Annotated in this window: 15 protein-coding genes; 7 read left to right on the forward strand and 8 right to left on the reverse strand. The window is 54.9% G+C overall.

What is annotated here, in order from left to right:
• The gene (proV, locus tag NST96_RS26275; RefSeq protein ID WP_003388633.1) at positions 1–1401 is read right to left on the reverse strand and encodes a glycine betaine/L-proline ABC transporter ATP-binding protein ProV; all 1401 of its coding nucleotides are present in this window, start codon (positions 1399–1401) and stop codon (positions 1–3) included.
• 251 nt (positions 1402–1652) lie between these two features.
• On the opposite strand from proV, the gene NST96_RS26280 reads away from it, so the two are divergent.
• The 5 genes from NST96_RS26280 to lplT all read left to right on the forward strand — a co-directional run bounded on the left by NST96_RS26280 (position 1653) and on the right by lplT (position 7955).
• Positions 1653–2201, forward strand: a complete 549-nt coding sequence (locus NST96_RS26280; RefSeq protein WP_003388634.1) for a hypothetical protein — start codon at positions 1653–1655, stop codon at positions 2199–2201.
• Positions 2202–2456: 255 nt separating this feature from the next.
• The gene (locus NST96_RS26285) at positions 2457–3830 is read left to right on the forward strand and encodes a HAMP domain-containing sensor histidine kinase (protein ID WP_024984501.1); all 1374 of its coding nucleotides are present in this window, start codon (positions 2457–2459) and stop codon (positions 3828–3830) included.
• Positions 3831–3860: 30 nt separating this feature from the next.
• Positions 3861–4502: a response regulator transcription factor gene (locus NST96_RS26290; protein WP_341074298.1), complete on the forward strand. Its 642-nt coding sequence runs from the start codon at positions 3861–3863 to the stop codon at positions 4500–4502.
• 142 nt (positions 4503–4644) lie between these two features.
• Entirely contained in the window at positions 4645–6756 is a 2112-nt protein-coding gene (locus tag NST96_RS26295; protein WP_003388637.1) for an AMP-binding protein, read from the forward strand.
• On the forward strand, positions 6756–7955 hold the full coding sequence (gene lplT / locus NST96_RS26300) for a lysophospholipid transporter LplT (RefSeq protein WP_122957995.1): 1200 nt from the start codon (positions 6756–6758) through the stop codon (positions 7953–7955). The genes NST96_RS26295 and lplT overlap by 1 nt, the downstream gene beginning before the upstream one ends.
• Before the next feature lie 259 nt (positions 7956–8214).
• On the opposite strand, the gene NST96_RS26305 is transcribed toward lplT, so the two are convergent.
• The 7 genes from NST96_RS26305 to NST96_RS26335 are packed head-to-tail and all read right to left on the reverse strand — an operon-like array spanning position 8215 to position 21753.
• Positions 8215–10974, reverse strand: a complete 2760-nt coding sequence (locus NST96_RS26305; RefSeq protein WP_342405085.1) for a hypothetical protein — start codon at positions 10972–10974, stop codon at positions 8215–8217.
• 2 nt (positions 10975–10976) lie between these two features.
• On the reverse strand, positions 10977–12239 hold the full coding sequence (locus tag NST96_RS26310) for a hypothetical protein (protein ID WP_122958304.1): 1263 nt from the start codon (positions 12237–12239) through the stop codon (positions 10977–10979).
• Positions 12240–12251: 12 nt separating this feature from the next.
• Positions 12252–12887, reverse strand: coding sequence for a hypothetical protein (locus NST96_RS26315; protein WP_003388644.1), 636 nt, complete (start codon positions 12885–12887; stop codon positions 12252–12254).
• Positions 12888–12909: 22 nt separating this feature from the next.
• On the reverse strand, positions 12910–14193 hold the full coding sequence (locus tag NST96_RS26320; RefSeq protein WP_003388645.1) for a vWA domain-containing protein: 1284 nt from the start codon (positions 14191–14193) through the stop codon (positions 12910–12912).
• On the reverse strand, positions 14190–16547 hold the full coding sequence (locus NST96_RS26325) for a hypothetical protein (protein WP_342405089.1): 2358 nt from the start codon (positions 16545–16547) through the stop codon (positions 14190–14192). The genes NST96_RS26320 and NST96_RS26325 overlap by 4 nt, the downstream gene beginning before the upstream one ends.
• A gap of 19 nt (positions 16548–16566) precedes the next feature.
• Entirely contained in the window at positions 16567–19956 is a 3390-nt protein-coding gene (locus tag NST96_RS26330; RefSeq protein WP_003388647.1) for a tubulin-like doman-containing protein, read from the reverse strand.
• Between the two features lie 12 nt (positions 19957–19968).
• Complete coding sequence (locus tag NST96_RS26335) at positions 19969–21753, reverse strand: vWA domain-containing protein (protein WP_342405091.1); 1785 nt, start codon at positions 21751–21753, stop codon at positions 19969–19971.
• 210 nt (positions 21754–21963) lie between these two features.
• Between NST96_RS26335 and NST96_RS26340 the strand changes: the two genes are divergently transcribed.
• Both NST96_RS26340 and NST96_RS26345 read left to right on the forward strand, forming a co-directional pair.
• Positions 21964–22167: a hypothetical protein gene (locus NST96_RS26340; protein WP_003388649.1), complete on the forward strand. Its 204-nt coding sequence runs from the start codon at positions 21964–21966 to the stop codon at positions 22165–22167.
• Positions 22109–23050, forward strand: coding sequence for a hypothetical protein (locus NST96_RS26345; RefSeq protein WP_039070746.1), 942 nt, complete (start codon positions 22109–22111; stop codon positions 23048–23050). Before NST96_RS26340 ends, NST96_RS26345 begins: the two co-directional genes overlap by 59 nt.

Consider the following 23050-nt stretch of genomic DNA (forward strand, 5'->3'; position numbering starts at 1 on the left):
CTACTTCACCTGCCTTTCTTCCGCGAAAGCATGATCCTCATCCGTTTTCACGTCCGCGGCAGCCTGCTTGTTTTCGCTTTTGTTCACACCGATATTCACACGCGTATTCGCGCTTGCATTCAAGCTTGCAGGATTCATCGCATTCGTCCCTGCATTCTCACCGCTATTCGCACCTTCCATCGCAGCGGCAGTCTGATCGGCATGGGGAGTGCTGCCCACTTCCGGATTTACCTTCCCTGCCAGACCTCCCAACACGCTGCCCTTCACGACAACACCGAGCAGGCGGTTTTGTTCCCCGACTACTGCTACCGGAATGTCTGAAAAAGCGACCAGGTCAAACAGCTCGTGAAGCAATGTCTTTGGCGAGACCGTCGGAATCTCTTTTCGCATCACAGACTCCAACGTCAAGGACTCCTGCTTGGCCGTATTCACCGCATCGGCCGTCACTACGCCAAGCAGCGTTTTTTTGCGGTCCACCACATATAGGCTGGAGACGCCGCTGTCTCTCATAAGCTGCAGGGCGACCCGCGGCCCCTTGTCTAGCGTAATCGTTTGGGCCCGCTTCATCACGTGCTCGGCAGAAAGAACCTTGGAGCGGTCCACGTCTTCCACGAATTTCTCCACGTACTCATTGGCCGGATTGGTCAAAATTTCTTCCGGCGTTCCGATCTGAACGATCGCCCCGTCCTTCATCAGCGCGATCCGGTCCCCGATCTTCAGCGCCTCATCCAGATCGTGCGTAATAAAGATAATCGTCTTTTGCATCGTCGCCTGCAATTCCAGAAGCTCATCCTGCATGTCTTTGCGAATGAGCGGATCAAGCGCACTGAACGCTTCGTCCATCAACAGCACATCCGGATCGTTTGCCAGCGCTCTGGCGAGTCCCACCCGCTGCTGCATCCCGCCGCTCAACTGATCCGGGTAGCTGTCTTCCCAGCCGGCCAGCCCGACAAGCGACAGAGCTTCACGCGCTTTCGGCTCGCGCTCAGATTTTGGAATATTCTGTATTTCCAAACCGAACTCTACGTTCTCCAATACGGTCCGGTGGGGGAAAAGGGCAAACTTTTGAAAGACCATACCCAGTTTTTTTCTTCTGACCTCTTGCAGCTGCTGTTCGTTCATCTGCACGATATCCGCATGGTCAATCAGAACTTTTCCCTCTGTAGGCTCAATCAGCCGGTTCAACAGCCGCACCAGCGTCGACTTCCCGCTCCCGGACAATCCCATAATGACAAAGATTTCGCCCGCCTCTACTTCAAAGCTGGCCTGGTTGACCCCGACGGTCAGACCGGTTTCCTTCAAAATCTCCTGCTTGGTTTTACCCTGCTTTACAAGAGGAAGGGCGCGCTGCGGCTGACGCCCGAATACTTTCGTCAACTGCTCTACCTTGATTTTTGGCATAACGTCACCTCCGAATAAATTGTTCGCACGAATCTGACCCTCTTATTGTATCGGTCGGCCCTTTGTTTCCACAAATTTGGTAAGGGGCCATATTCGAGCGTAATCTTTGTTCAGAAAAAACTTTACGTACTTTTTGTTCCGTATTCTCAGTATATCTAGCATATACGGTAAGATTCGTTTATTTACTTTCGCAAACTTCATTAGTACAATCGTTAACAGGTAAATTGACCAGAGGAGCTGCTCTTTTCAAAATGGAAGACAAACATGAAGAAAAATTGAATAAGGCCCAGGAACGGGTCATCGAGACACTAGCCAAGAACATGGAGCTGTATGGGATTACGATGTCTACTGGTCTGTTGTATGGCACAATGCTGTTTCAGGATAAAGCCATGACCTTGGACGAGATGGGCGAAGCGCTCGGCATGAGCAAAACGAGCATGAGCACAGGTGTCCGCACCTTGATGGATTTGCAGATGGTGGACAAAATCTGGAAAAAAGGCACACGGAAGGATCACTACGAGGTCAATCTGGATTGGCACCAGACCTTTATTGATTTCTTCTCCTTGAAATGGAGAGCTGCTTCCGAGCAAAATGTGCATGCGATGAAAAAGTCCCGGCTGGAGCTCCAATCCCTGCTCCAGAACGAAGAGCTTTCCGAAGATTTAAAGGCGCGCGTGGAGAGAAGCATCACCCGCATAGACAACGCACTGGCTTACTACGACTGGCTTTCCCGGTTCATCGACACGATGGAGTCGCATGAGATTTTTGAGCTTGTTCCGAAAGATCCGGTAAAAAAATAGAGAAGCACGAAGCAAAGGAAAAGGCTCCTTTCTCTACTTATCATGTAGAAAAAGGGGCCTGTTTTTATTTGTCCATCAGAAAGCTTGAAGCGTTTTGCCGGCGCTTTTCCTTTTCTCTGTCAGCCATGCTTGTTTCCGCTTGATTTTGGACGGGGCGAAGCAAAAGTTTCCGCAAAAGAGAACCTTGCCAATAAGGCGCCTGCCGCTCCGGTACGGTATAATGGAATCTATACAAATGACAGGAGAAAAGCCGCCATGATGGTTCTCATCTTATTGGCCATATGGGCCTTCGGGGCCTTTGTCTTGTACACGGATCCGAAAAACACGTCTACACGCTGGGCCAGCGCCACCGCATTCGTCGGAGGATGCGGGTTCTTGTCCGCCGTATTCGACGAGACGCTCCTGCCGCTCGTAAAGGACTCGTTTCCGCTTTCCGCTGCCCTGTCCGCCGCGCTGCTCATGGCCAGCAGGGTCTCGTCCTTTATCTGTCAGGTGGGCTTGCCTTACGCGTTTCTCATGTTCGCCGTACACTCCGGAGATTTTCTGCGGCAAAAGACCAAGACCATTCTCCAGTATGCGGCTCTGCTCCCGCCCCTGATCATGCTGCTCATCACACCGATCTACCCGGTGCTGCAGTTTGACTACTGGCTGATGGTGGCATGGGTGATTCCGTATTTTATCGCCGCCAGTCTGATCCTCATCTTGCTGTACAAAAAGGAAAAAGACCCGCTCGTGAAACAGAGCAGGTTGTTTACCAATATTCTCGTCATTTTCCCGGTGCTTCTGGTGTTTATTACCATTTACGTGATGCGGACGCAAAACCACTATGAAGCCTGGAGGTACAACAGTCTGATCGTCGGAATTCAGTTTCTTCTGATTTTGGTGATCAGTGTCAAGTACGGCTTTCTCGGAGTCAAATGGCGCGTGGAAAAACGTCGTCTGGACAGCACACTCCGGGCGATGACGTCAGGGGCGCAAATCATTAACCACACCATCAAAAACGAAGTGGGAAAAATCTCGCTCTACACGGAACGGATGCAGGATTATGCGGAGAAAACCAACCAGCCTGCCCTGCAGGAAGATATACAAGTGATCAAGCAGTCCACTTCCCACCTGCTTGATATGGTCAATCGCATCCAAGGGCAGCTTCGGGACATTGCCCTGCGCGAGGAAACGATTCAGCCCGCCGCCTTGATCGAGCACGTCCTGCAAAATTTGCGCCCCCTCGCGGAACAACAGCAGGTGGATATCCGGACAGAGCTGGACGACCAGTGGCTGCTTCGCTGCGATCCTGTGCAGGTCCGCGAGATTTTGATCAACCTGACCATGAACGCCCTGGAGGCGATGAAGCAGGGCGGCACGCTAACGCTGCACCTGTTTTTATCCAAGAAACACCTCGTCATCGCCGTAGCCGACACCGGCGTAGGGATCGCCAAGGAAAACCTTCCGCATGTACTCGATCCCTTCTTCTCGACCAAGAAGACGGGGACAAACTTCGGGCTCGGGCTTTCCTACTGCTACAACGTGATGCAAAAACACCAGGGCACCCTGGAAATTTACAGCGTCAAGGACGAGGGAACAAATGTCTTCTTGTACTTCCCGCACCAGCGGGTGGAGTCAGTCGAATAAAGAAAGCACCTGTGAAAAGGAGGGAGACCCATGGAACAAATCCGCGTCTATATCGTGGAGGACGACCCTGTGTGGCGAAAGGGATTGATTGATTTCATCAGCAAGGAGGCCGATCTCTCCATCGTCGGCGAGGCCGCCGCCAAGAACGATGCGCTCGCCTGGTTTCAGGACGGCGAAGCCGACGTCGTGCTGATGGACATCAACCTGACCGAGAACAATCTCGACGGGATCGAAACCGCGCTGGCGCTGACGGAGATGGGCCGCGAGCTGGCCATCATCATGCTCACCTCGCTGACGGCAGAGGAGGTCATCGTCGAATCCTTCTCCGCCGCGGCGGTCGTCAATTACATCAGCAAGTCCAATTTCAAGGAAATACCCGGTGCGATCCGCGCCGCCTATCAGCGCCAGTCCGCCATCCATCCCACCGCCGCCGCCGCGCTTCGAAACGAATTCATGCGGCTGAAAAGCGGCGAGGACCAGAAGCTGCTGTCCCCGGCGGAAAAGGACATCCTGCAGCTCATCCACCAGGGCCAGACGCAATCCCAGATTGAGCAGACCCTGCACATCACCAAGCGCACGATCAAAAACCACATCAACCGCATCCTGAAAAAAATGGGCGTCAAAACGAGCAAGGAAGCGGCGGCCAAGGCCAAACAAAAAAAGCTGTTTTGAGCGGCTTTCCAGCTCCTCACAGCCTTATCCGGTAGTCTTATGACCAGGTACCAATGAAAGTTGGTACTTTTTTTACTTCTGGCGCCGCGTAGAATGAGAACTAACAAGACCGGTCCTTATCACAAGAAAAGGTGTGGTTCAGATGGTTCTCATTTATACCTTTATCAAATGGCTTCTGATGCTCTGGTTTCGCCCGCGTGTCCATGGCCTCGGCAAGCTGGATCTCTCCCAGCCGGGCATCATCATTCCCAATCACGTCTCTTTGTTGGATGCGGTGCTCCTGTCCTTCTGCCTTCCATCCAACACGACCTTTGTAGCCAATACAGAGATCGCAAAAAAGTTTTCACTTTTCCTGCGTTTCCGAAAACATATCACCGTTGACCCGATGAATCCTTATTCCATTCGCCATATGATCCGCGTCGTCAAAAACGGCGATTCGCTGGTCATCTTCCCGGAAGGCCGCATCACGACAACCGGCGGCTTGATGAAGATCTACAGCGGCGTAGGCTATCTGGCGATGCGAACCGGCGCTACCGTTTACCCGGTCATCATCCAGGGCCTCGAGCGCTCCGTATTCTCGTATCTGAAAGGCAAGCTGCGCATCGTCTGGTTCCCGAAGGTAGACATCACGGTCGGCACTCCATTTACGATGCATAAAAAGGAAAACGTCTCGATGCGGGAGCAAAAGGCAGCCGGAAGCGACCTGATCCTGCGCACGATGCAGCGCGAGCTGTTCCAGGCTCGGATGAAACAGAATGTAAACATGTTCAACGAAGCGCTGGAGGCTTCCAGGATTCACGGCAAAAAGCTCGTCATCGCCAAAGACATGACATCGTCCATCAACTACCGGACGCTTTTCATCGGCAGCTATCTGCTCGGCGACAAAATGCAGAACCTGTTGAAAGGCGAGCGGACGGTAGGTGTGCTCCTGCCGACATCCGTCGGGCATCTGGTTACACTGTTTGCCCTGTTCCGGATCGGCGTGACCCCGGCGATCCTGAATTTCTCGCTCGGCATCCGCTCGCTTCTGGATTGCTGCGAAACGGCCGGGATCAAAACAGTATTGACCTCCCGCGTGTTTATTGAAAAAGGAAAGCTGCAGCATCTGATTGACGGACTGGAAGGGCGCGTACACATCGTTTACCTGGAGGATGTCAAGGCGTCCGCTACGACAGGCAACAAGCTTTCCGCCCTGGTCTCCTACCTGACCGGCAAGCGGTCAAAGGCTGAGACAAACGAGCTGATCCTGTTTACCTCCGGCAGCGAAAGCAAGCCGAAGGGCGTCGTCCTGACGCATACCAACCTGTACGCCAACATCATGCAGGTAAAAAGCGTGATCGATCTGACGAACCAGGACAAGATTTTAAACGCGCTGCCGATGTTCCACAGCTTTGGCCTGACGGCGGGTTCGATGCTGCCAGTCATCGCGGGCATTCCGGCCTATCTGTATCCGAGTCCGCTTCATTACAAGGTCATCTCTGAGCTGTGCTACGACCAGAACATCACGCTCATGTTCGGGACATCGACATTCCTCGCCGGCTACGGCAAATATGCTCATCCGTACAACTTCTACTCGCTCCGCTATATTTTCGCCGGAGCGGAAAAGCTGAAGCCCGATGTACGGCAGATGTGGATGGACAAATTCGGGGTACGCATTTTCGAAGGCTACGGTGCGACAGAGACATCCCCGATCCTCTCGCTGAACACGCCGCTGGCCAACAAGCCGGGTACGGTCGGGCGTCTCTTGCCCGGCATGGAATACCAGCTAGAGCAGGTAGAAGGCATCACCCAAGGCGGCGAGCTGCTCGTCAAAGGCCCGAACGTCATGAAGGGCTACCTGATTCACGGCAAAGGGTTTATTCCCTGCGAGGAATGGTACCACACAGGCGACCTCGTGGAAGCCGATGCCGACGGATATTTGACCATTCAGTCGCGTCTGAAGCGCTTCGCCAAAATCGGCGGAGAGATGGTTTCGCTCAATCTCGTGGAGGAGCTGGCTGCCCAGTGCTTTGGCCATTCCGATTTTGCCACCGTCACGATCAGCGACGCTCGCAAAGGAGAGCGCATTCTCCTCTACACGACAGATGAAACGGCAAAGCTGGATCGGCTTCGGGCTTACCTGGCGGAGAAGCAATTCTCTCCCCTGCTGCTCCCGTCCTCCATCCGCTGGACCAAAGCGCTGCCCTTGCTTGGCAGCGGAAAAACGGACTACGTTACGCTGAAACAAATGGCTGAAAAAGGAGAACCCGCATGATGAAAAATCGAATGCGACCGCTGCAGGCCCTCTACTTTACCCAGTTCCTGTCTGCCTTTGCCGACAACATGATCCTGTTTGTCATCGCCAATTTGCTGCAGGACAACGGCTTTTCACCCGTGATGCTGGCGCTTGTTTCGATGGCCTTCTTTCTTCCTTATATCGCTTTGGCCCCGCTCGTGGGGCCTTTCGCCGACAAGCATCCGAAGTCGCTCGTGCTGGTGGTTGGCAATCTGATCAAGGTGCTGGGTGTCCTGATTCTTCTGGTTATTGACCAAAGCAGTATCCTGATGCTGATGCTCGCTTACTTTACCGTCGGGGTGGGGGCGGTCGTCTACTCTCCCGCCAAGTACGGCATCCTGCCGGAGCTGACGCAAAATGAAGACCAGCTCTTCCATGCCAACGCCCGCATCGAAGCGTATACGATCATCGCCATTTTGACCGGGATCGGGGGCGGCGGCGCGATTGCCGCCATGACCCCCACCCTCGTATCGTCCGCCATTTGTCTGGTTCTGTACGGCTTGTCCGTGTTGATGACGTTCAACATCCCGAGGATCAACGGAAACGCGATGATTCGCTACGGCACGGAAACCCGTTTGTTCTTTGCACACTTCCGGCAGCTGCTCAGAAAGCCGGAGACCGGATTCGCCATTGTCGGAACAGGCGCCTTTTGGATGAGCTCCTCGGTCCTTCGCGTAGCGGTTATCGCCTGGATTCCGATCGCGCTCGGGATCGATCCGAAAAGCTCTGCGGTCTCGCTGATTTTGGCAACGACATCCATCGGGATTATCGCCGGTGCGTTTCTCGCTCCCAAGCTGATTCCGCTGCAGCGGTTTTACCGCTCGATCATGTACGGCTTTCTGATGTTTGTGCTGATCCTGCTGTTCCCGCTGTTTCATATCACGGCGGTTGCCATCCTGTTTTTGCTCCTGGTTGGCTTTATGGGCGGCGTGTTTATCGTCCCGATGAACACCGTCCTGCAGGAGGAAGGAAAGAAGATGGTCGGTACGGGAAAAACGATTGCCATTCAGAACTTTGTCGAGAACGCGCTCATGCTGGTTGGATCGGGTATCTACTACGTCATCATCTATCTCGGCACAACCGTCAGCGGCGCGATCATTGCCCAGGGTCTTGTTCTGCTGGTGTTCCTGCTGTATCTGGCCGGGCAGACCAAACGGCTGGCGGCAACGCGGATGTAGGGCCGCCAGCGTGCATCCCTGTTTTACAAAAAAAAGAAAGCCGTGACTGTTCTGGTCACGGCTTTTGGCTTGCTGTTTATTTGGTTTTGCGATGACGTAGTGCTGCTTCCATTCGAGCTTGCACGTCAAAATGGGCAGCTTTGGTTTGTGTACGGTATGTTTGCTGGTGCGTCTTTTTGCGTATAATTTGCTGTACCGGCGGTTCGTGACGGATTGTTCGTACGTTTGTTTACCGCTATCCGGAGCCTGTAGGCAGTGCCTAAGGGGTCGACGGCGAGGACTGCCCGTCGCCTGTTTTTGGCGTCGAGCTTTTATTTGTACCGTTTTCCCCGGTGCCGGAGCTTCCGGCATTTGACTCATCCTTGGTAGTACCGGCACTTCCGGTTTTGCCAGTATCCCCGGGACTGTTCGTATTTTCGGTATTACCGGTATTTCCCGTGTTTTCAGCGTTTCCGCTATTTCCAGAATTTCCGGTACTTCCAGAATTTCCGGTGGTACTTCCACCATTTCCGGCATCCCCGGTATTTCCAGCATTCCCGGCATCTCCCGCTGGGGTACCATTTCCAGCAGGCAGCATCGGTCCGTAGATCCGAACAGGCGGATTTGCCTCACCGCTGCCCGGCACGGACACGCCTGTACCGGGGTTGCCGGTCCCGCTTCCAGATGCAGGGTGGCCTGCTTCTCCGGTGGCTGGCGTCGTTTGTTTTGACGTATAGAGCATAACACCGCCGACAGAGCCTCCGGCTACAAGCAGGGCCGTGCCGATGACCATGATGCCTGTATGCCGCCGGAAGAGGCGCACCAATCCATTCGAGCTCTCGTTTCGCACCTCGTCCAGCACCCTCCGAAAGTCGGCGTTTCGAACGGCGTACCATTTCTTCCGCCAAGCCTTGTCGCGCAGCCTTTGTCCCTTGTCTTCGAGGAAATACCGCTTTAGCGCCGCTCGGTAACCGGGCGCGAGGGCTTTCCCGTGGAAGAAGCTGCGTTCCGTAATCGTCCACTGGACAAACGGATACACGCTTTCTTCCCCGCCCTTTTCATGGACAAAGGAAAGCATTCTGTCATACGGCGTATCGTGGATCGACTGGGAGTCTGCCTGATAAAACGCAAGCCATACCATCGGAAAGCTCCGTTGGTCCAGCTTTTCCCCCAGGAGCCTTCTCAAGAGGCGCTGCTGTTTGTCGATCTCGTCCGGGTCAAAGGAGCGGAAAAACTCCTCGGGGGGCGGAATCACCTCGGCCTGCTCCAGCGCAGCCAGATTCATCAGCAGATCGTACGTTTCCCTGCTTTCCAGATCGAGCTCTCTGGCAAACGTTTGCGGCTTATCCTCCAACAGTTCGACGATCCCCTCAAAGTCTTCGCGGGACAGCGTCTCCAGGTTGACGTATTTCAACAGGCAGCGGTCGATCTCGTCCAGCGTTTCCCGGGCGTAGTCGCTGCTCTCCCGCGACTTCCGGAAAAATCGGTGGATCTGGGATGCTGCATCAGTTTTTTGCCCGCTTCCGCGAAACTGCGCGAGCAGCTTGTTGCGCGTCGCCTCCTTGAAGAACGGGTTTCGCAATGCCTCCGGCGCATGTTCAGCCCAGAAGCCGATTTCCTTCAATACGTCCTCGATGCGGAGCGCAGCCTCCAGCCGTTTGGCCAGATACTCCTCAAACAGCGGCTTCACGAATTGCTCATGCCGCAACGCCGTACTCATGACCAGCGAAAACATCTCCGGTTCGGCGGCCAGATGCTTGTACACCTCGCCTAAGTACTTCCCGGGCTGCATCAGCCTGCCTTTCAGCAGCACGTCCATGAGGTACAATACCATCTCTTTTTGCTTGCTGCGGGGCTCGACGACGCGGCCGGATTGGATGATCAGCCGCACGAGCTCGCCAGCAGGCAGCACGCGGGCCGCGACAGCCGCTTTTTCTTCGCGAAACAGGCCGACGAGCAGCTCTTGCAGCCGCTTTTTGTTTTTCAGTTGGCCATTCTCCACATAATTCAGGATGACCTGCCATACAGCTGCGCGGTTCTTTTCGTATACGGCCATTCTGCCCTTTTCGATCAGAAACAGCGGGCACAGCTCGTAATACGTAGCCAGCCGCAAGCCAGCTCCGCTCTCGTCGCCAGCCAGCACTTCTTCCGCGAACTGATAAAAATCCGCCAGCACACGCGGCTCATTCAGATACATCCAGGCAAAATCGAGATATTCGTGTTCCCCTTCCTGCAAATCGGCATTCCAGATGCGCTTGTTTGGCAGATCGAACAGAAATTCCTTGTCGATGTGGCCGGCTCCGGGGCGGATACTGCCTTTTTGCACAAACATGACATTGATGTGCTTCTTGCTTTGCGGCTCGTTGCTGTAGGTCAGAAAGCCGATGTGCCGGCGCATCTCGTAAGGCAGGCAGCCGTAGAGGATTTCCATCAGCTCCCTCGCGGATGCGGCTGCTGTTCCAACCTCGCCGTCCAGGCTGACAAACACCTTTTTCTTCGCCGAGAGCGACATCATGACGGCGTACAGCAATTGCTTGAAGGTCCGTTCATCTACGCCGAGCCGAGCCAGTGCCCGTTTCCTGTCTCCCGGATCGCCCTCCCGGTACGGGATGTCCTCAAGCGATGGCAAGTCCTTCCCCGCTGTCTCGTCATGCTTGCGGTCAAAGCCTTCGATTCCGAAGATTTTGCGGGGGCGCAGGCAAAATTCGTCCCGGCGAAGGGCCGGGATCACGTAGTTGTGGGAAAAAAACGTATTGCGCTGTCCGGTAAAATCGGCGCCGGCATACACGCTTTGACCGATCACCAGCTCCCCCGTCTCGGCCCGGAAGCAGATCAGCGCATCTGGGTACTCCCGCGGGTCCGCTTCTCTCTCCTGGAGCTCCCGCGGGGCGTCGTATACGCAGAACGGGTGGAGCGTCTTCTTGATAAACGAATTGTCCAGCCTCGGGGATTTGGCGACGGTATCGTACCCCTCGTTGGAGCGGAAAATGCCTTGGCGCCCGCGCGTGTAGTATTGCTGCTCGATCAAATGCCGCGTCACAATCACTCTCTCCCCTCGATGTAGTCCAGTTGGTGCAGGAGCCAGATAAACGGCTCATCTACCCGGACAGGCGTGACGACTCCGCTCACCTTCTGATTGACTGGATTGCTTCCCAGTGCGGATACGGCAAAAAAGGCGGTATTGGTGAAGTAGACATCCAGCGCGTCCTTGAACGGCCGATCCACTTTTTCGATGAACCGGCGAATCTCCCCGTTGATATTTTCAAACTCGGTCAGATTCAAATGCTTCTCATGAACATAGTTGCGGAACACATTGCTGTTGGATTTGATGTACTCCCCGTCCTCTTCCTTCAGGAGGTGCAGCATGTCGCTTTTGGTCAGCACGACTGCCGTCGGGATGTGCGTCTTGCTTTCCTGCTCGTACCCGATGAAGTTTTCAAACATGGTGATGACAACCTCGCGCGGCTCGTCGTACTTGGCGGTAAACTCTCCGGGCTCATCCCCTGCATTCAACTGGATTTTGTCGCGAATCTTCCGGATCTGCAGCGGGTCTACGAGGAACAGGATGCCCGAGGAATTTTTCACGTGGGCCGCATAAATCTCCAGATACTCCCGGTCGACCATGCCCTCGCCTGCGACGTCAAAAAAGACGAGAATCAGCGGTGCGCGCTCATTGTCCTTGAAGATGAACTGGAATATAAACGGCTCCTGCCGCTTCTCTTTTTGCGTTGAGTCAAGAAGCTGCCCGCGTTCGAACAACGGTGCCTCGTAGTTTTCCCGGAACTTCCGGCTGATTTGGGCATTCAGCGGCATGCAGGCGGCGTTAAAGTGATTGGCCGTCGTGTTTTGCAAGGTATGGATCAATGACGTCATGTAGACGGATTTGCCCACCTGGGAGGCACCCACGATGGAGATGATGTTGCTGGGGGCTTTGCCGGCCGTGATCGGCAGCTCGTTGTGGCATTTGGGGCAAAGCCTCCGCTTGGTGACGACACCGTACTTGTCCGTCAGGCCGACCAGCACGTTGTCGACGACGATCCGGTTTTCCTCGGGAATTGTCTCGGGGTGGATCACGGCCTCGATCTCCTCGATGTCGTCCAGGCCGAACTTGTTTCGATACTGGTTGAGGATCACGTCCTCCTGCAGGGCGTAGTCCTCGTCGTCCTCGCGGTGGTGAGCCGCGCGAAAGACCACCTCTTCCGGAGAATACTTGGAAAAGCAGTACGGGCAGACGATATCGTAAAACGGAAGCCTTTCCTTCTGGGGCGGCTTTTTGTCAAACATGTTTTTGAGAAACGTAAGCATCTCCGTTCCCTCCTATTCGGGAATCAGTTCGTAGAGTTCCCCGTATTTTTTTCCGTCGGTAAAAAACAGCCGGATGTAGTCGTTTTTTCCGATTTCGATCTCCGGCATCAGGTTCTCTCCGGGCTCCAGGTCGGAAATGAACGCGTACTGCGTCCCGTCTTCCTTGTTTGCCGGGTAGGAGCCTTCTTTTTTGACGTAGCAAAGCACGTCCCTGGAGATCGGCAGCTCGGAAAAAATCCGGATCTGAATCGATTGATACGGGCGAAACCAGCTCTTCCTGCGCTTTACGGAATAATAGATTTTCGCCTTTCCCGTGCTGACGCGGCCGATATGATCCTCCCCTGCGGGAATGAGCATGACCGGCTTGCCATCTCTCAGCTCGCAGGGGAAAATCCGATAGGCGTAGCGTCCGATTCCTTCGACTGGCTCCCGGTAGCCCCTGTTTGCCTTGTATTCCTCCCGGGTGTACAGCTTTACATCCCGTTGCGTGAGCAAAAAGGGATCGAACGGTTCATCCAGCCGCGATTTATGCACGTAGACACAGGGAACCGACTCTGGCCAATGCCAGTTGATGACGCATTCGCTCCCCTGCACCTGGCAGGAGACGGACTTGATCAGCCGGTTATCCGTTTCTTCCATTTGTATCATCAGGCATCATGCTCCCACTCTACTAGTCAAACCGCTTCAGGCCTGGCGTTTTCGCATCGAGGCTGCTATTTGGCGAATACCTCCGCCTCGAAAAGCTTCCCGCGTCAGAAAGCTGGCCGCTTACGGGCGCCGGAATGTTTATGGTGAACAGCGTCAATACGAGCGCCAGCAAAATATCCGCAACCAACCGCAGCACCGGACCAGGCAGGCCGGTGGAGGCAAAGCCCATTTCCAGCACCAGACCGGCCAAAAGTCCGGCGACCGCGCCGCCGATGGAAAAGCTTTTGGCGATGTGCTTGTTATCGAATATGAGTCCAAGTGCGAGCCCGAGCAGCGCGCCAGTCGCGGTCAACAGCAGAACCCGTTCTACCGCGTACAGGAGACGGCCGCTGTCGCTTCCGTTCCGCTCACCCATCAGGTTGCGGTCCTGCCTGTTCAGCTCGTAAATCTGGCCGAAAGCCGAAGTCAGCTGCTCGGCGTTTTGCACATCGGTATACGTACCGCCGGTCTCTGTCGCAATCTGTTTCAAAAGCCCGGTTCCGTCAGCGCTGACCGCACTCATCCCTACCGTATGGATGGGAATGTGCTGGTCGCGGAACGGAGGAAGCGTTTTGTCCGTATCTACTCTGCTAAACCCGTCCGACATCAGTACAACGGTGCTGTTGCCCGCTCCCGAAGCAGGGTCCCGGATCAAATTCAGCGCCGTTTCCAGAGCCGCGTCAATGTTGGTGCCGCCGCCTGGTCCATCGTGATTTTCAAGCTTGTCGATCACGCCTTGCCTAACCTTGCTGTCTCCGAGCGAAACCATCGGCTGCAGGACGCTGGCCTCGTCGTTAAAGCCGATGATGGCGACCTGCATATCGTTGTCCATCCGGTTTACGACATCGGCTGCCGCCTTGAAAAGCTGGCCGTCGGGGTCGGTCTCCCGCATGCTTCCCGAGGTGTCCAGCACCATGACGATGCTGTCCGCGCCGCTGGAGCGCTGGATGTTGGAGCCGTACAGCAGTTGGAACAGCAGACCGGCCACGCCCAGCATGATAAATGTTGCCGGTACGAGCATTTTCCAGGAAAAACCGGCATAGCGCTGCCTCCAGCCCGTACCGTTCACTCTGGGTGAAATCATTTCAGCAATCAGACAAAACAGTCCGACGAAGAATGCGAACTGTCCGATATACAGGCCCATCAGCAGCCATTGCGGCATCTCGCCGGACAGCTGGTGCAGAATGATTTCCCCCACACCAAACCCGATGAGACCGCCAATCGTACTGAGCAAGACCATCAGCATGCTGATTCTTTTTTGACTCATATGGATACCCCCTTTTCCCGGCGGTGAAAAACAAAGCCGTTCGCCACATAGGAGTCGTAATATTTCTTGTTGTTGCGGTAGTACATCAGGTCACCCAGTCCGAAGCCGCCCATCAGGTTCAGCTTTTCGATGCCGCTTGTGCCCGCTTCGTGTATACACCCCTGCTTGCAGGTCCGCAGTCCCTGACCCTTCTGCATCACGTATTGGATAAAGTCGCTGTCGATGTCCGCGAAAAAGTACTTTTCTTCGTAGCGGTGCTTTTGCGAAAAGTGGAAGACCTCTACATGCACCGATGCTCTCTCCTCCAGCGCGCGGTCGAGATCCTCGAACAGCTCTTCCTTGGTCAGAACGTCTCTGTTCTCGTAGGCAACCGCCACATTGGCCCGGGCCAACAGCTCGTCTTCGAACGCCAGGGCAAACAGCGGGCTGCTTAAAATCTCCTGGCGGCACAGCGCGGAGAGCCGTTCGATCAGAGCCGACGATTCCGTTTGTCCGCCGTTTAAGATGCTCGCCTTTTGTCCAAGATAGCGATCCTCCCAGTAAAACAAGGGCCCTTTCTTTGCTTCGAGAGAGCGGATCGCCTCCCGGACAAGTGTGCCGTAATACTGGTCGATGTTTTTCCCGAGGTAGTCGGTCGCTTCCTTGACGCTTTTTTGCGCGAGCTCGCGGAGCTGCTTCTGCAGTCTTTCGAGCTGTCCCCATTCCTCCGCAAGCTGGCGGTGCAGCTCTTCTGCCTGCTGCTCGCAGTCCCGCAGCAGCCGAAGCTCCATTTCCAGTCCGAGCATTTCGTACCGTTTTCCGTAGACGAGCGGCAGCAGGTGGCGGATGAAATTTCTGACCCGGTCTTTTTCCCTTGTGAAAAACCCGCCCTTTTTAAAATCCTGCTCCTCGACTCGCTGCCGGTACAAATCCTCCCATTCGGCTCTCGTTTCTTCCAGCAGGCGGGCCGTCTCCCTGATTCTTGCCAAAAGCTCGCCGCGAATGGTGGGGAGCATCTCGTTTCCCGAAGTGAGCTGACAGGCCGCATACGGGCCGCAGCGCGGATCTTCCGCGACGTTTTCCCAAAACAGTCTGGCGAATTTCTCCTTGATTTGCAGGCTCTCCAGCTGTTTGCGGGCACGCTGCTCAAAATGCGTCTCGAAAAACGCTTGGCTGCTCCCTTGAAACAAGGCATGCTCCGCTTCTCTGAGCGTCATGCTCCTAAGCTCGGCGTAGCTGACTCCCGTCGCCATCAGGCCCGTCATTTCGTCAAGCTTGCCGCCGTCCGGCAAAATCGACTGAACGCTGCGAAGGATGTGGCGGGGTGCCAGCTCCAGCCGTTCCATCAGCCCGGCCGGATCGGGCAGGGGAGACGTCTTCATTCTTTCCAGAAGGTCGTCGTACACGTGCGACAGCACCGTCAAGGCGATCGCATCCTTTGGCTGCTTGACCTTGGAAAAACCGGCCGTGGCAAAGGCTGTCTGCACGTTGTCCACGGTGATGCTGCGGGTAAACTGGTGCTTGTTGTAGCTCTCGTTGCCTTCGCCCAGCTCCGGCTCTGCTGGTTTGTTGTTCAAAAGCACGAGACGGCTGATGATTTCGTAGTTGTCCTTTTGGCCGTTCTCGGCAAACAGGCCCCGCTCATTTTTGTCGCTGAGCAAATAAATCAGCGAAAACAGCGGGCTTCCAGCGTGAGCCACCTCAAGGGTCACGTGATCCTCCGTCACCTGCAGCGATTCTTTGAACCGGTAATCGCTCCGCTGATAATTCGTCAGCTCCTCCAGAAAGCTGACCGAAAGCGATGCGGAAAATCCGAAATCGTCGCCGCTGCTCTTCTCCTGGATCAAGGCGTAGAGATCGATAGAGACGTATTTGAACACCTCGGACAAATAGCTTTTCATCAGCAGGACAAGCTCCGGCACCAGCACGTTGGCCGGGTCATCGGCCCGCGTCACGACCGCAATGTTTACGTGCTGGACGGATGGGCAATGCCCTCCCGCCTCGGCGAGATGAATGCTGACTTTCTTCATGACCTTGTTGATCTCGACGCGCAGCGGCTCCTGCTGGTAAAACTGGCTGTATATGTCGCTTCGCAAGGTTTGCCTGCCTGCGAGCGGCTCGGGCAGCCGGCAACCGTACACACGGGGTTCGGACAGCGTTTTGCCTGAGCTCGCGTGTAAATAGAGCGCCCCTGCGTGGTTTTTCCACTGCCGTTCATTCAAGGAATAAACAGCCTGGAGCGCTTCCAGGCTGTTATCCCCGATGAAGAGGAACAGCACGGGGTTTTGTATGCTTCGCTGTCCGTTTCCGCTATCCAGTTGTGTGTCGAGGTCCGAGGCGTACTGCGTTGCGAGCTGTTCGATCAAATCCCTCATGCTACCTCCTCATGTCCGGCTATTGCAGTGTTTTGCGCATGTCGTTTACTTTTGCCCACACTTTTTTGTAAAAATCGTAGAGCTCCTCGCCATTGACGTACTCATCCCGGTCGTATTCCAGATCGTTCTTCACTTCCTGGAAGGTGGCGGCGATCTCATCCAGCTTGCCGATCAGGGCCTGCGTATCCTCGGAGAGCGTCATGGCGTCGCTTCGCTTGCTCGCCTTCCGCTGCAGGCTGGTCAGGCGTTTCGGCTCCAGACTGCGGAGCTGCTCGTAGATCGCGTACTCCACGTGCTTGTTCACCTTCATCAGATTGACGAAAGGCTCCCACGCCTCTTCTTCCTCGTCCTTGTCGTAGACGTACAAGGCTCCCTTTTTGCAGATCGTGCTGGTGTACATCGCTTCGATGAACAGGTTGAGCAGCTCTTCTTCGCCCTGCATCGCGCTGACGATGCTCTCCAGCTCGCCGATTTTCCCCTCGATCTCTTCGTATTTGCGGACTTCCTCCTGCATCAGGCGGATCAATTCCGGGTAGCGGATGAAGTTTTCCTTCGCCATCTCTTCATTGGTGCTGCCGAAGATGTCTTTGGTGTACTCTTTCTCCAGTCCGTCCTTCATAAAGCCTTTCAGCTCGGCCAGGCAGCGCTTGATCTCGCCCGGGCTTGCCTTTTTGGCTTCCCCGTCCATTCCGCAGCCGGCGAGGAATGCTTTCAGCTCAAACGGCTTCGTGATGACGCACTCGTATCGGCTGCTTGTTTGGCTGCCCGTTCCCTTTTCGCGGATGCAGCCGTAGCGCACTGCATGGTCGAACAACTGCCGCACTCGCGCGTTGTACTCCCGCACGCGATTGTTGACGTAGACGTCTCCCCAGGATTTTTCCGGAATCGGGGACGGGAGGTAGGTCCAGTTGTTTTTCTCCGTCTGCACGAGGTGGCGGCCGATGCCCTCTTTTTCCAGAATGGTGCGCTCGTAGCTTTCCTCGTACACCTTCAGCGGCGTGTAGACAAACAGCGGAATCCCGTTCTTCGTGTTGAGCCAGAAAATCCGGTTTTTGACCTCGCTTTCCTTTACCGTAAAGCGGGAGCCGCTGATCGAGGTGTTCTGGTAGTTCTTGATCCCCTTCAGGATGCCCGGAGCCTTCACCGGCACCGACACGAAGCCCCAGGACGGGAAGTGCAGGTTGCCCAGATTGTTGCTCAGGTGGAACACCGGGATCGCCTCTTCATCCAGCTTGCCGGCAATCTTGCGCTCGACGATGCGGTCCAGCGTCTCGTCCTGGCCGTACTTGATCACGAGGAAGTCTTCCATCGACTTGGTGATCAGGTCGCCGAACTTCTCCGACAAAAACTCGCTGATCGCGCTGACGATGTCCAGCTCCTGCTCCTTCACCCACTGATCGGAGCGCTTCAAAAGCTCGCTGGTGAAGTCGCGGATCAAATCCTCCGCCTCTTTCTCCTCCATGATCTTGTTGATCACCTTGGCGATGTCGGGAACGCCGACAACATTCCAGTAGTACGTTTTGTTGCCGGTGCGGTCGACCTCTTCGCTGCCGTTGATCAGGATGTCGCCGTTCTTCTCGAAAATTTGGTTCAGCGTGTTGAGAATTTCCGTAAACACGTTGTAAATCCGGTTGTTCTCGTCGTTGAGCAGGCGGTACAGCTCTTCGTAGAACTCGATCATTTGCTCCAGCTTTTCCTGGTCGGCCAGAAGCTGGTATTCGTTGATCTTGGCTTCGATGTAGGCGTTCTTTTTCTTTTCCTTGGAGATAAAGGCGCTGCGGGCGTCGCCCAGCTTTTCGTTGGCGTTCTCTCGGGCGCCCTCGATCTCGCGCGGATAGCTTTCCAGATTTGCCTTCAGTGTCTCGATGTAGGACTGGATCATTTTCAAAAGGCAGTAGCCTTTGTCCGAATGGATCAGCCGGGATGCGTAAAACGGTCCCTGCTGCGGGTGCAGGAAGACGCGGGTGATCATTTCGCCAAAGGTGGCGGTCAGCTCTCCCGGAAGCTGCTTCTTGCTCTTGATGTACTCCTCGCGTGCTTTAGCCAGATAGCCCTGCTCCAGCTCGTGGTCGATGCTGACGACCTGCTGGCTGATCACGTTGCTGTAGCTCAGCCGTTCGCTGTTTTCATAGCCGGGCAGCGGTTCGGGCACGCGCTCCTCGAACTTGCGGGAAATGGAGTCGACGTCAATGCCCAGCTTGCGGGCAAACTTCTCGGCGTCCTCCTGAGTCGGAGCGACGGTAAACATGTTCTCCATTTTCTTGAACAGGCGGTACGCCAGATAGGTCGTCATCTCTTCGATCGGCAGCACAGCCGATGATGCGCCGATGACGTTGTACTGGTAGTTGGCCGCGTATGCTTTTGGCATCTGGTTGATATTGGTGCGAATGTTGCTGATATAGTCGTGAATGGCGAATTCCTCGCCAGACCGTTTTTCCTCGCTGGCCATGAAGTTGGTGATGTTCTCCGCCGTCACGTTCATGCAGTAGTCGTAGGCGTTTTCCAGCGCCTTGCCTTCCAGGTTGGTGGCGGAAATCAGATGGCACAGGTTAAACGGCGGCATTGGCGACTGGACGGTCAGCACATTGCCGTACTGCTGGCGGAAGCGCTCATTCCGCTCGTCCGCGTTCATCCAGTAATCCAGCTCTTTCAAGGCGGCGTAGCCGTTCTTCATGATGTAGTCGCGGGTGTGCGAGCTGAGGCTCTTGTTGGACAGGTTGACGTCCGGCGTGAACAGATAGCCGAGCGTGTTGACCTTGTCGACGCCCGCGCTGCCGAAGTCTCGCTCCATAATTCCGCGAACGATATAGGCGATGTCGAGGAAGCAGCCGCTGCCTGTTCCGCCGGAAATACCGGTCAAAAGAAAAACCATCAGCTTTTTGTTGGTGCCTTCGGACAGCATTTTGATCTTTTTCTCGATCGTCTGCACGACCTGCGTGATCTTGGTAAACAGAAGCAGGCGGCCAGCCTGACGGACGCCGGACGCGCCGCTGATCCCGTCGGTGATCGTCAGCTCGGGCGAGAGCCAGTCTGTGATGTACGGCTCCAGAATGCTCCTGTTTTGCAGGACGCCGCCGATCTCCGGATTGGACAGCAGGACGAATTCCGTAACCGGATCGAGACCGATGCCCTTGTATTTTTTGTTGCGGTCGTGCTCGTTTGTCTCAAACGCGATGAACTCGATGTTGTCCGGCTTTTCCTTCCGCTTCTTGGAAAGCGGGTCTACCGGCAGCTTGAAGCGGCGGTTTACCTGGTATTTCAGGCGGAGCAGCGCGTCGATCCCCGTCCCGCCGATCCCGATGACGAGCATCGGGTTGTCGATGGTATCGACACGAATCTTGTCGCTGACAATTCCTCCGCCAAGCGATACGTCCAACTGTTGGATATGTTCTCTCACTACTGCTTTCATCTTCGATCACTCCTACACGATGTAATCTACATAAACGGACTTGTTCACGCTTGTCAGTGATATTTTGATGCGGTCGTTCTTTTTCAGCTCTTTGCCCTTGCTGGCATCGAGGACGCGTCCTGCCTTCTCGATCCGGCAGCCGGAGCGGTTCTCAATCAGCAGCGTATCGTTTTTGCCCGGTAGGAAAACCACCTTCTCGGTCTCCTGGAACTCCGGTGCGAGCTGCAAGAGCTGGTGGAGCTTGACCTTTCCTTTAAATGCACTCAGTTTTTTGTACTGCGGGCTCGACTTCTCGCCCGTATCCTCATCGACAATCTCAATGGCGACCTGGCCCGTAAAGCCTTTGTTCGCCTTTTTCCAGGCAGACAGCAGATAGATCGCTCCGGCAGCCACGAGTATCAATCCGACAGCCCCCACGATCACCGCCGTCCACGGAAATGGGCTTGACTCCTCTGTATGTGAAGACGCTGGCGGCTGCGGACTCGTTGCTTTTCCTCCACCCTGCGACGCATCTACGGTAACCGGCTTCGTTTCCCGGTAAAAGCTGGTCTCCTCCGCCCTTACCTTGATCTCGTACCGGCTTGCGGCCGGGATGGTGTAGCTGCCTTCAAACCCGCTGCCGGTGTTCGTCAGATCGATCTCGCTGGTCTGCTTGCTGCTCATATCCTGGACGATCAGCTTGGCCTTCATTTTTTTGTAAAGCTCAGGGCTGACCGGCTGGCCGTTGGTCGACAGCGCCGCCTTGATCGGAATCACATCGCCCGCTTGGTACGTCTTGGACGGGAGCGGCTCCATCTCCAGCCCCACATCGTAGTTGAAGATCAGATTGATGTTGATTTTGTCCCGGTCGGCACCCTTTACTTGCAGCTTCCATTCCCCTTGGGCAGGCTGCACGAGCTTGAGCAGCGAATACGTGCGGGAGCGGGAGAGCAGGATGTCATTGGACGGAATCGTCAGCTCCCCTCCTGCGGGGTCGAAGAGCTTCAGCTCGACCGCTTTCCCGGACGTGATCGAGATGTTTGCCTCCAGCACGCTTCCATTCGGAATGGAAATAGGTACCTCCTGGAACTGTCCGTTGGAGGTGAAGTTTTGGACCGGAACGACTTTTACCTTCGCGTGTTTGGCAAAAATTTCGCTTAGTATTTGCGGCAGACTGTCTGCTGTGCTCGTTTCAAAAAACGCGCCGCCTGTCTCCGCGGAAATTTGCTGCAGCGGAGCACGGTTCAGCTTGCCGTCCGCATTCAGCCCGATCGTATAGATGGGATAGCCTTTGTCCTTTGCGGTCTTGACCGCCGCCGCCAGCTCCTGGTCGGATTTTTGCTGTGTACGGCTGCTGGCCTTGTTCAAATAGTTGTTGCCGTCGGCCAGCAGCACGATGATCGGAGAGTGGGCCTGGTCGTGCCCGTCCTCCAAAATTTTTACCGCTTCGCCCACTCCGACCGCGATATCGGTATACGCCCCTTTTTGCAGGCTGTCGATAAATGCCTTGATATCCTTTTTGTCCTGCTCGGAATTGACATTGACCAGCGCCTTTTCCCGCTCGATCTTGTCCGTGTAGGCAACGACCCCGATCTTGTTCCCCTGGGCCGAGGTCATATCCACGAACATTTTCATCGCTTCCAGGCTGACGCCGTTTTTGTCGCTTTCCGACATGGAGTTGCTGACGTCCACCACCAGCACGGCGTCCATTTTGTCTGTGCCCGCTTGCGCAAAGCCCGTGGTTCCTCCCGAGGTCACCAGTCCCAGCAGAAGCCACAGACACAGGATGTATCGAAAGAGTGCTGTTATACGTATCATCTGTTAGAACCTCCGCTTATGTAGATTTTTGTCGAATTCATAGACCGAACGAATTTGGAAGTATTGCAAATGAAGCAATATTATGACAAGATTACCACTATATTCTACACTAACTTGGATGAAAAAGAATCCTTCGGCCTATATAACGTTATACGGGCTACTTCATTTTTTGTTACATAACTCGACAAACCAAGTTGGGAGAATGATAGAATGCTTACCTATTATATCCTTGCCGTGATCCTGCTGGTTTTGGCAGCGCGATACGTCGTGCTCCTTTTGCACAAACGAAAAAACCTGTCTGAAGCGGAAGTCGACCAACATCTGCTTACCTTGTTGAATGACGAGAGGGAACCCTATGAAAAAAAAGCTGGGCGTCCAGTTCAGGAAAAGCCGGAAAACCACACACGCCTTTGAGCGCTTGAAGTACTGCAAGCACTGCGAATCGTACACCGTGCTGGAGCACGGGGAGTGCGATGTCTGCGGCAGAAAAAACAGCTTCCTTTCTCTGCGTCAGCTCTCGCACATCCTGAGCCGCCGCCATTTTCAGAAGCAGCTGCTGATCCTGGGCCTTCTGATCTGTCTGGCCATCCTGAGCGCAGACACGCTTTGGCAGCTCGCAGCCGCAGCCGTTGGCGGAGTCGTATCCCTGCTGTTGTATGCGCTTCTTCAGAAAAAATATTCCATTTACGAAAAAACAAACCATTTTATGAGGTTGATCAGCAAGGAACACGACAAAATCAAGAGCGGTCTGACCCGGAATCTGGTCGAAGTGAACGAGGACGTCGAAGCGGAGCGTTTCAAGGACGCCTACGAAAAGATCAGGGAGGTCGGCTGTCTGTTTCACTCCGATGCCGTCAAGGTGTGCAAAATCATGCTCCTCAATCGCTTCGTCCTGCGCAAGGACATGGAGCTGGAGCTGGAGACGCTGATTCCGTCTACGTATGACAGAGATTTCATCGAGTATCTCGGCGAGGTCCTCAAGGTGCAGCCGTGGCTGTTGAAGAAGTCCGTCATCGACTACGTCATCCGCTACAAGGGGAACATCTTCCTTGAAGAAAACGGCACGCGTGTGATCGGACAGGTGGCGGGCGCCGCGCTGCGGATGAAATCCTATGTCGTCATGTACCAGGATTTCATTTCCGAGTCGCTGGAGTACATCCCTCGGGAGCGCCTGCTGCGTCTGGCCAAGCTGCTCAAGGCGAATCCGGACGAGAATTGGGGCAGTCTGCGCGAAGCCGCCTCCAGCCTGATCGAAACGCGCTATTCATTTGATCCCGACTTTAAAGGTGTGCTGTGA

It is taken from the genome of Brevibacillus sp. FSL K6-2834, assembly GCF_038592925.1.
In the GTDB taxonomy this organism is placed as follows: domain Bacteria; phylum Bacillota; class Bacilli; order Brevibacillales; family Brevibacillaceae; genus Brevibacillus; species Brevibacillus borstelensis.

Coding starts and splice junctions, on each gene's coding strand:
- proV (WP_003388633.1), bottom strand. CDS start 1,401: ATGCCAAAAATCAAGGTAGAGCAGTTGACGAAAGTATTCGGGCGTCAG.
- NST96_RS26280 (WP_003388634.1), top strand. CDS start 1,653: ATGGAAGACAAACATGAAGAAAAATTGAATAAGGCCCAGGAACGGGTC.
- NST96_RS26285 (WP_024984501.1), top strand. CDS start 2,457: ATGATGGTTCTCATCTTATTGGCCATATGGGCCTTCGGGGCCTTTGTC.
- NST96_RS26290 (WP_341074298.1), top strand. CDS start 3,861: ATGGAACAAATCCGCGTCTATATCGTGGAGGACGACCCTGTGTGGCGA.
- NST96_RS26295 (WP_003388637.1), top strand. CDS start 4,645: ATGGTTCTCATTTATACCTTTATCAAATGGCTTCTGATGCTCTGGTTT.
- lplT (WP_122957995.1), top strand. CDS start 6,756: ATGAAAAATCGAATGCGACCGCTGCAGGCCCTCTACTTTACCCAGTTC.
- NST96_RS26310 (WP_122958304.1), bottom strand. CDS start 12,239: ATGCTTACGTTTCTCAAAAACATGTTTGACAAAAAGCCGCCCCAGAAG.
- NST96_RS26315 (WP_003388644.1), bottom strand. CDS start 12,887: ATGATACAAATGGAAGAAACGGATAACCGGCTGATCAAGTCCGTCTCC.
- NST96_RS26320 (WP_003388645.1), bottom strand. CDS start 14,193: ATGAGTCAAAAAAGAATCAGCATGCTGATGGTCTTGCTCAGTACGATT.
- NST96_RS26325 (WP_342405089.1), bottom strand. CDS start 16,547: ATGAGGGATTTGATCGAACAGCTCGCAACGCAGTACGCCTCGGACCTC.
- NST96_RS26330 (WP_003388647.1), bottom strand. CDS start 19,956: ATGAAAGCAGTAGTGAGAGAACATATCCAACAGTTGGACGTATCGCTT.
- NST96_RS26335 (WP_342405091.1), bottom strand. CDS start 21,753: ATGATACGTATAACAGCACTCTTTCGATACATCCTGTGTCTGTGGCTT.
- NST96_RS26340 (WP_003388649.1), top strand. CDS start 21,964: ATGCTTACCTATTATATCCTTGCCGTGATCCTGCTGGTTTTGGCAGCG.
- NST96_RS26345 (WP_039070746.1), top strand. CDS start 22,109: ATGAAAAAAAAGCTGGGCGTCCAGTTCAGGAAAAGCCGGAAAACCACA.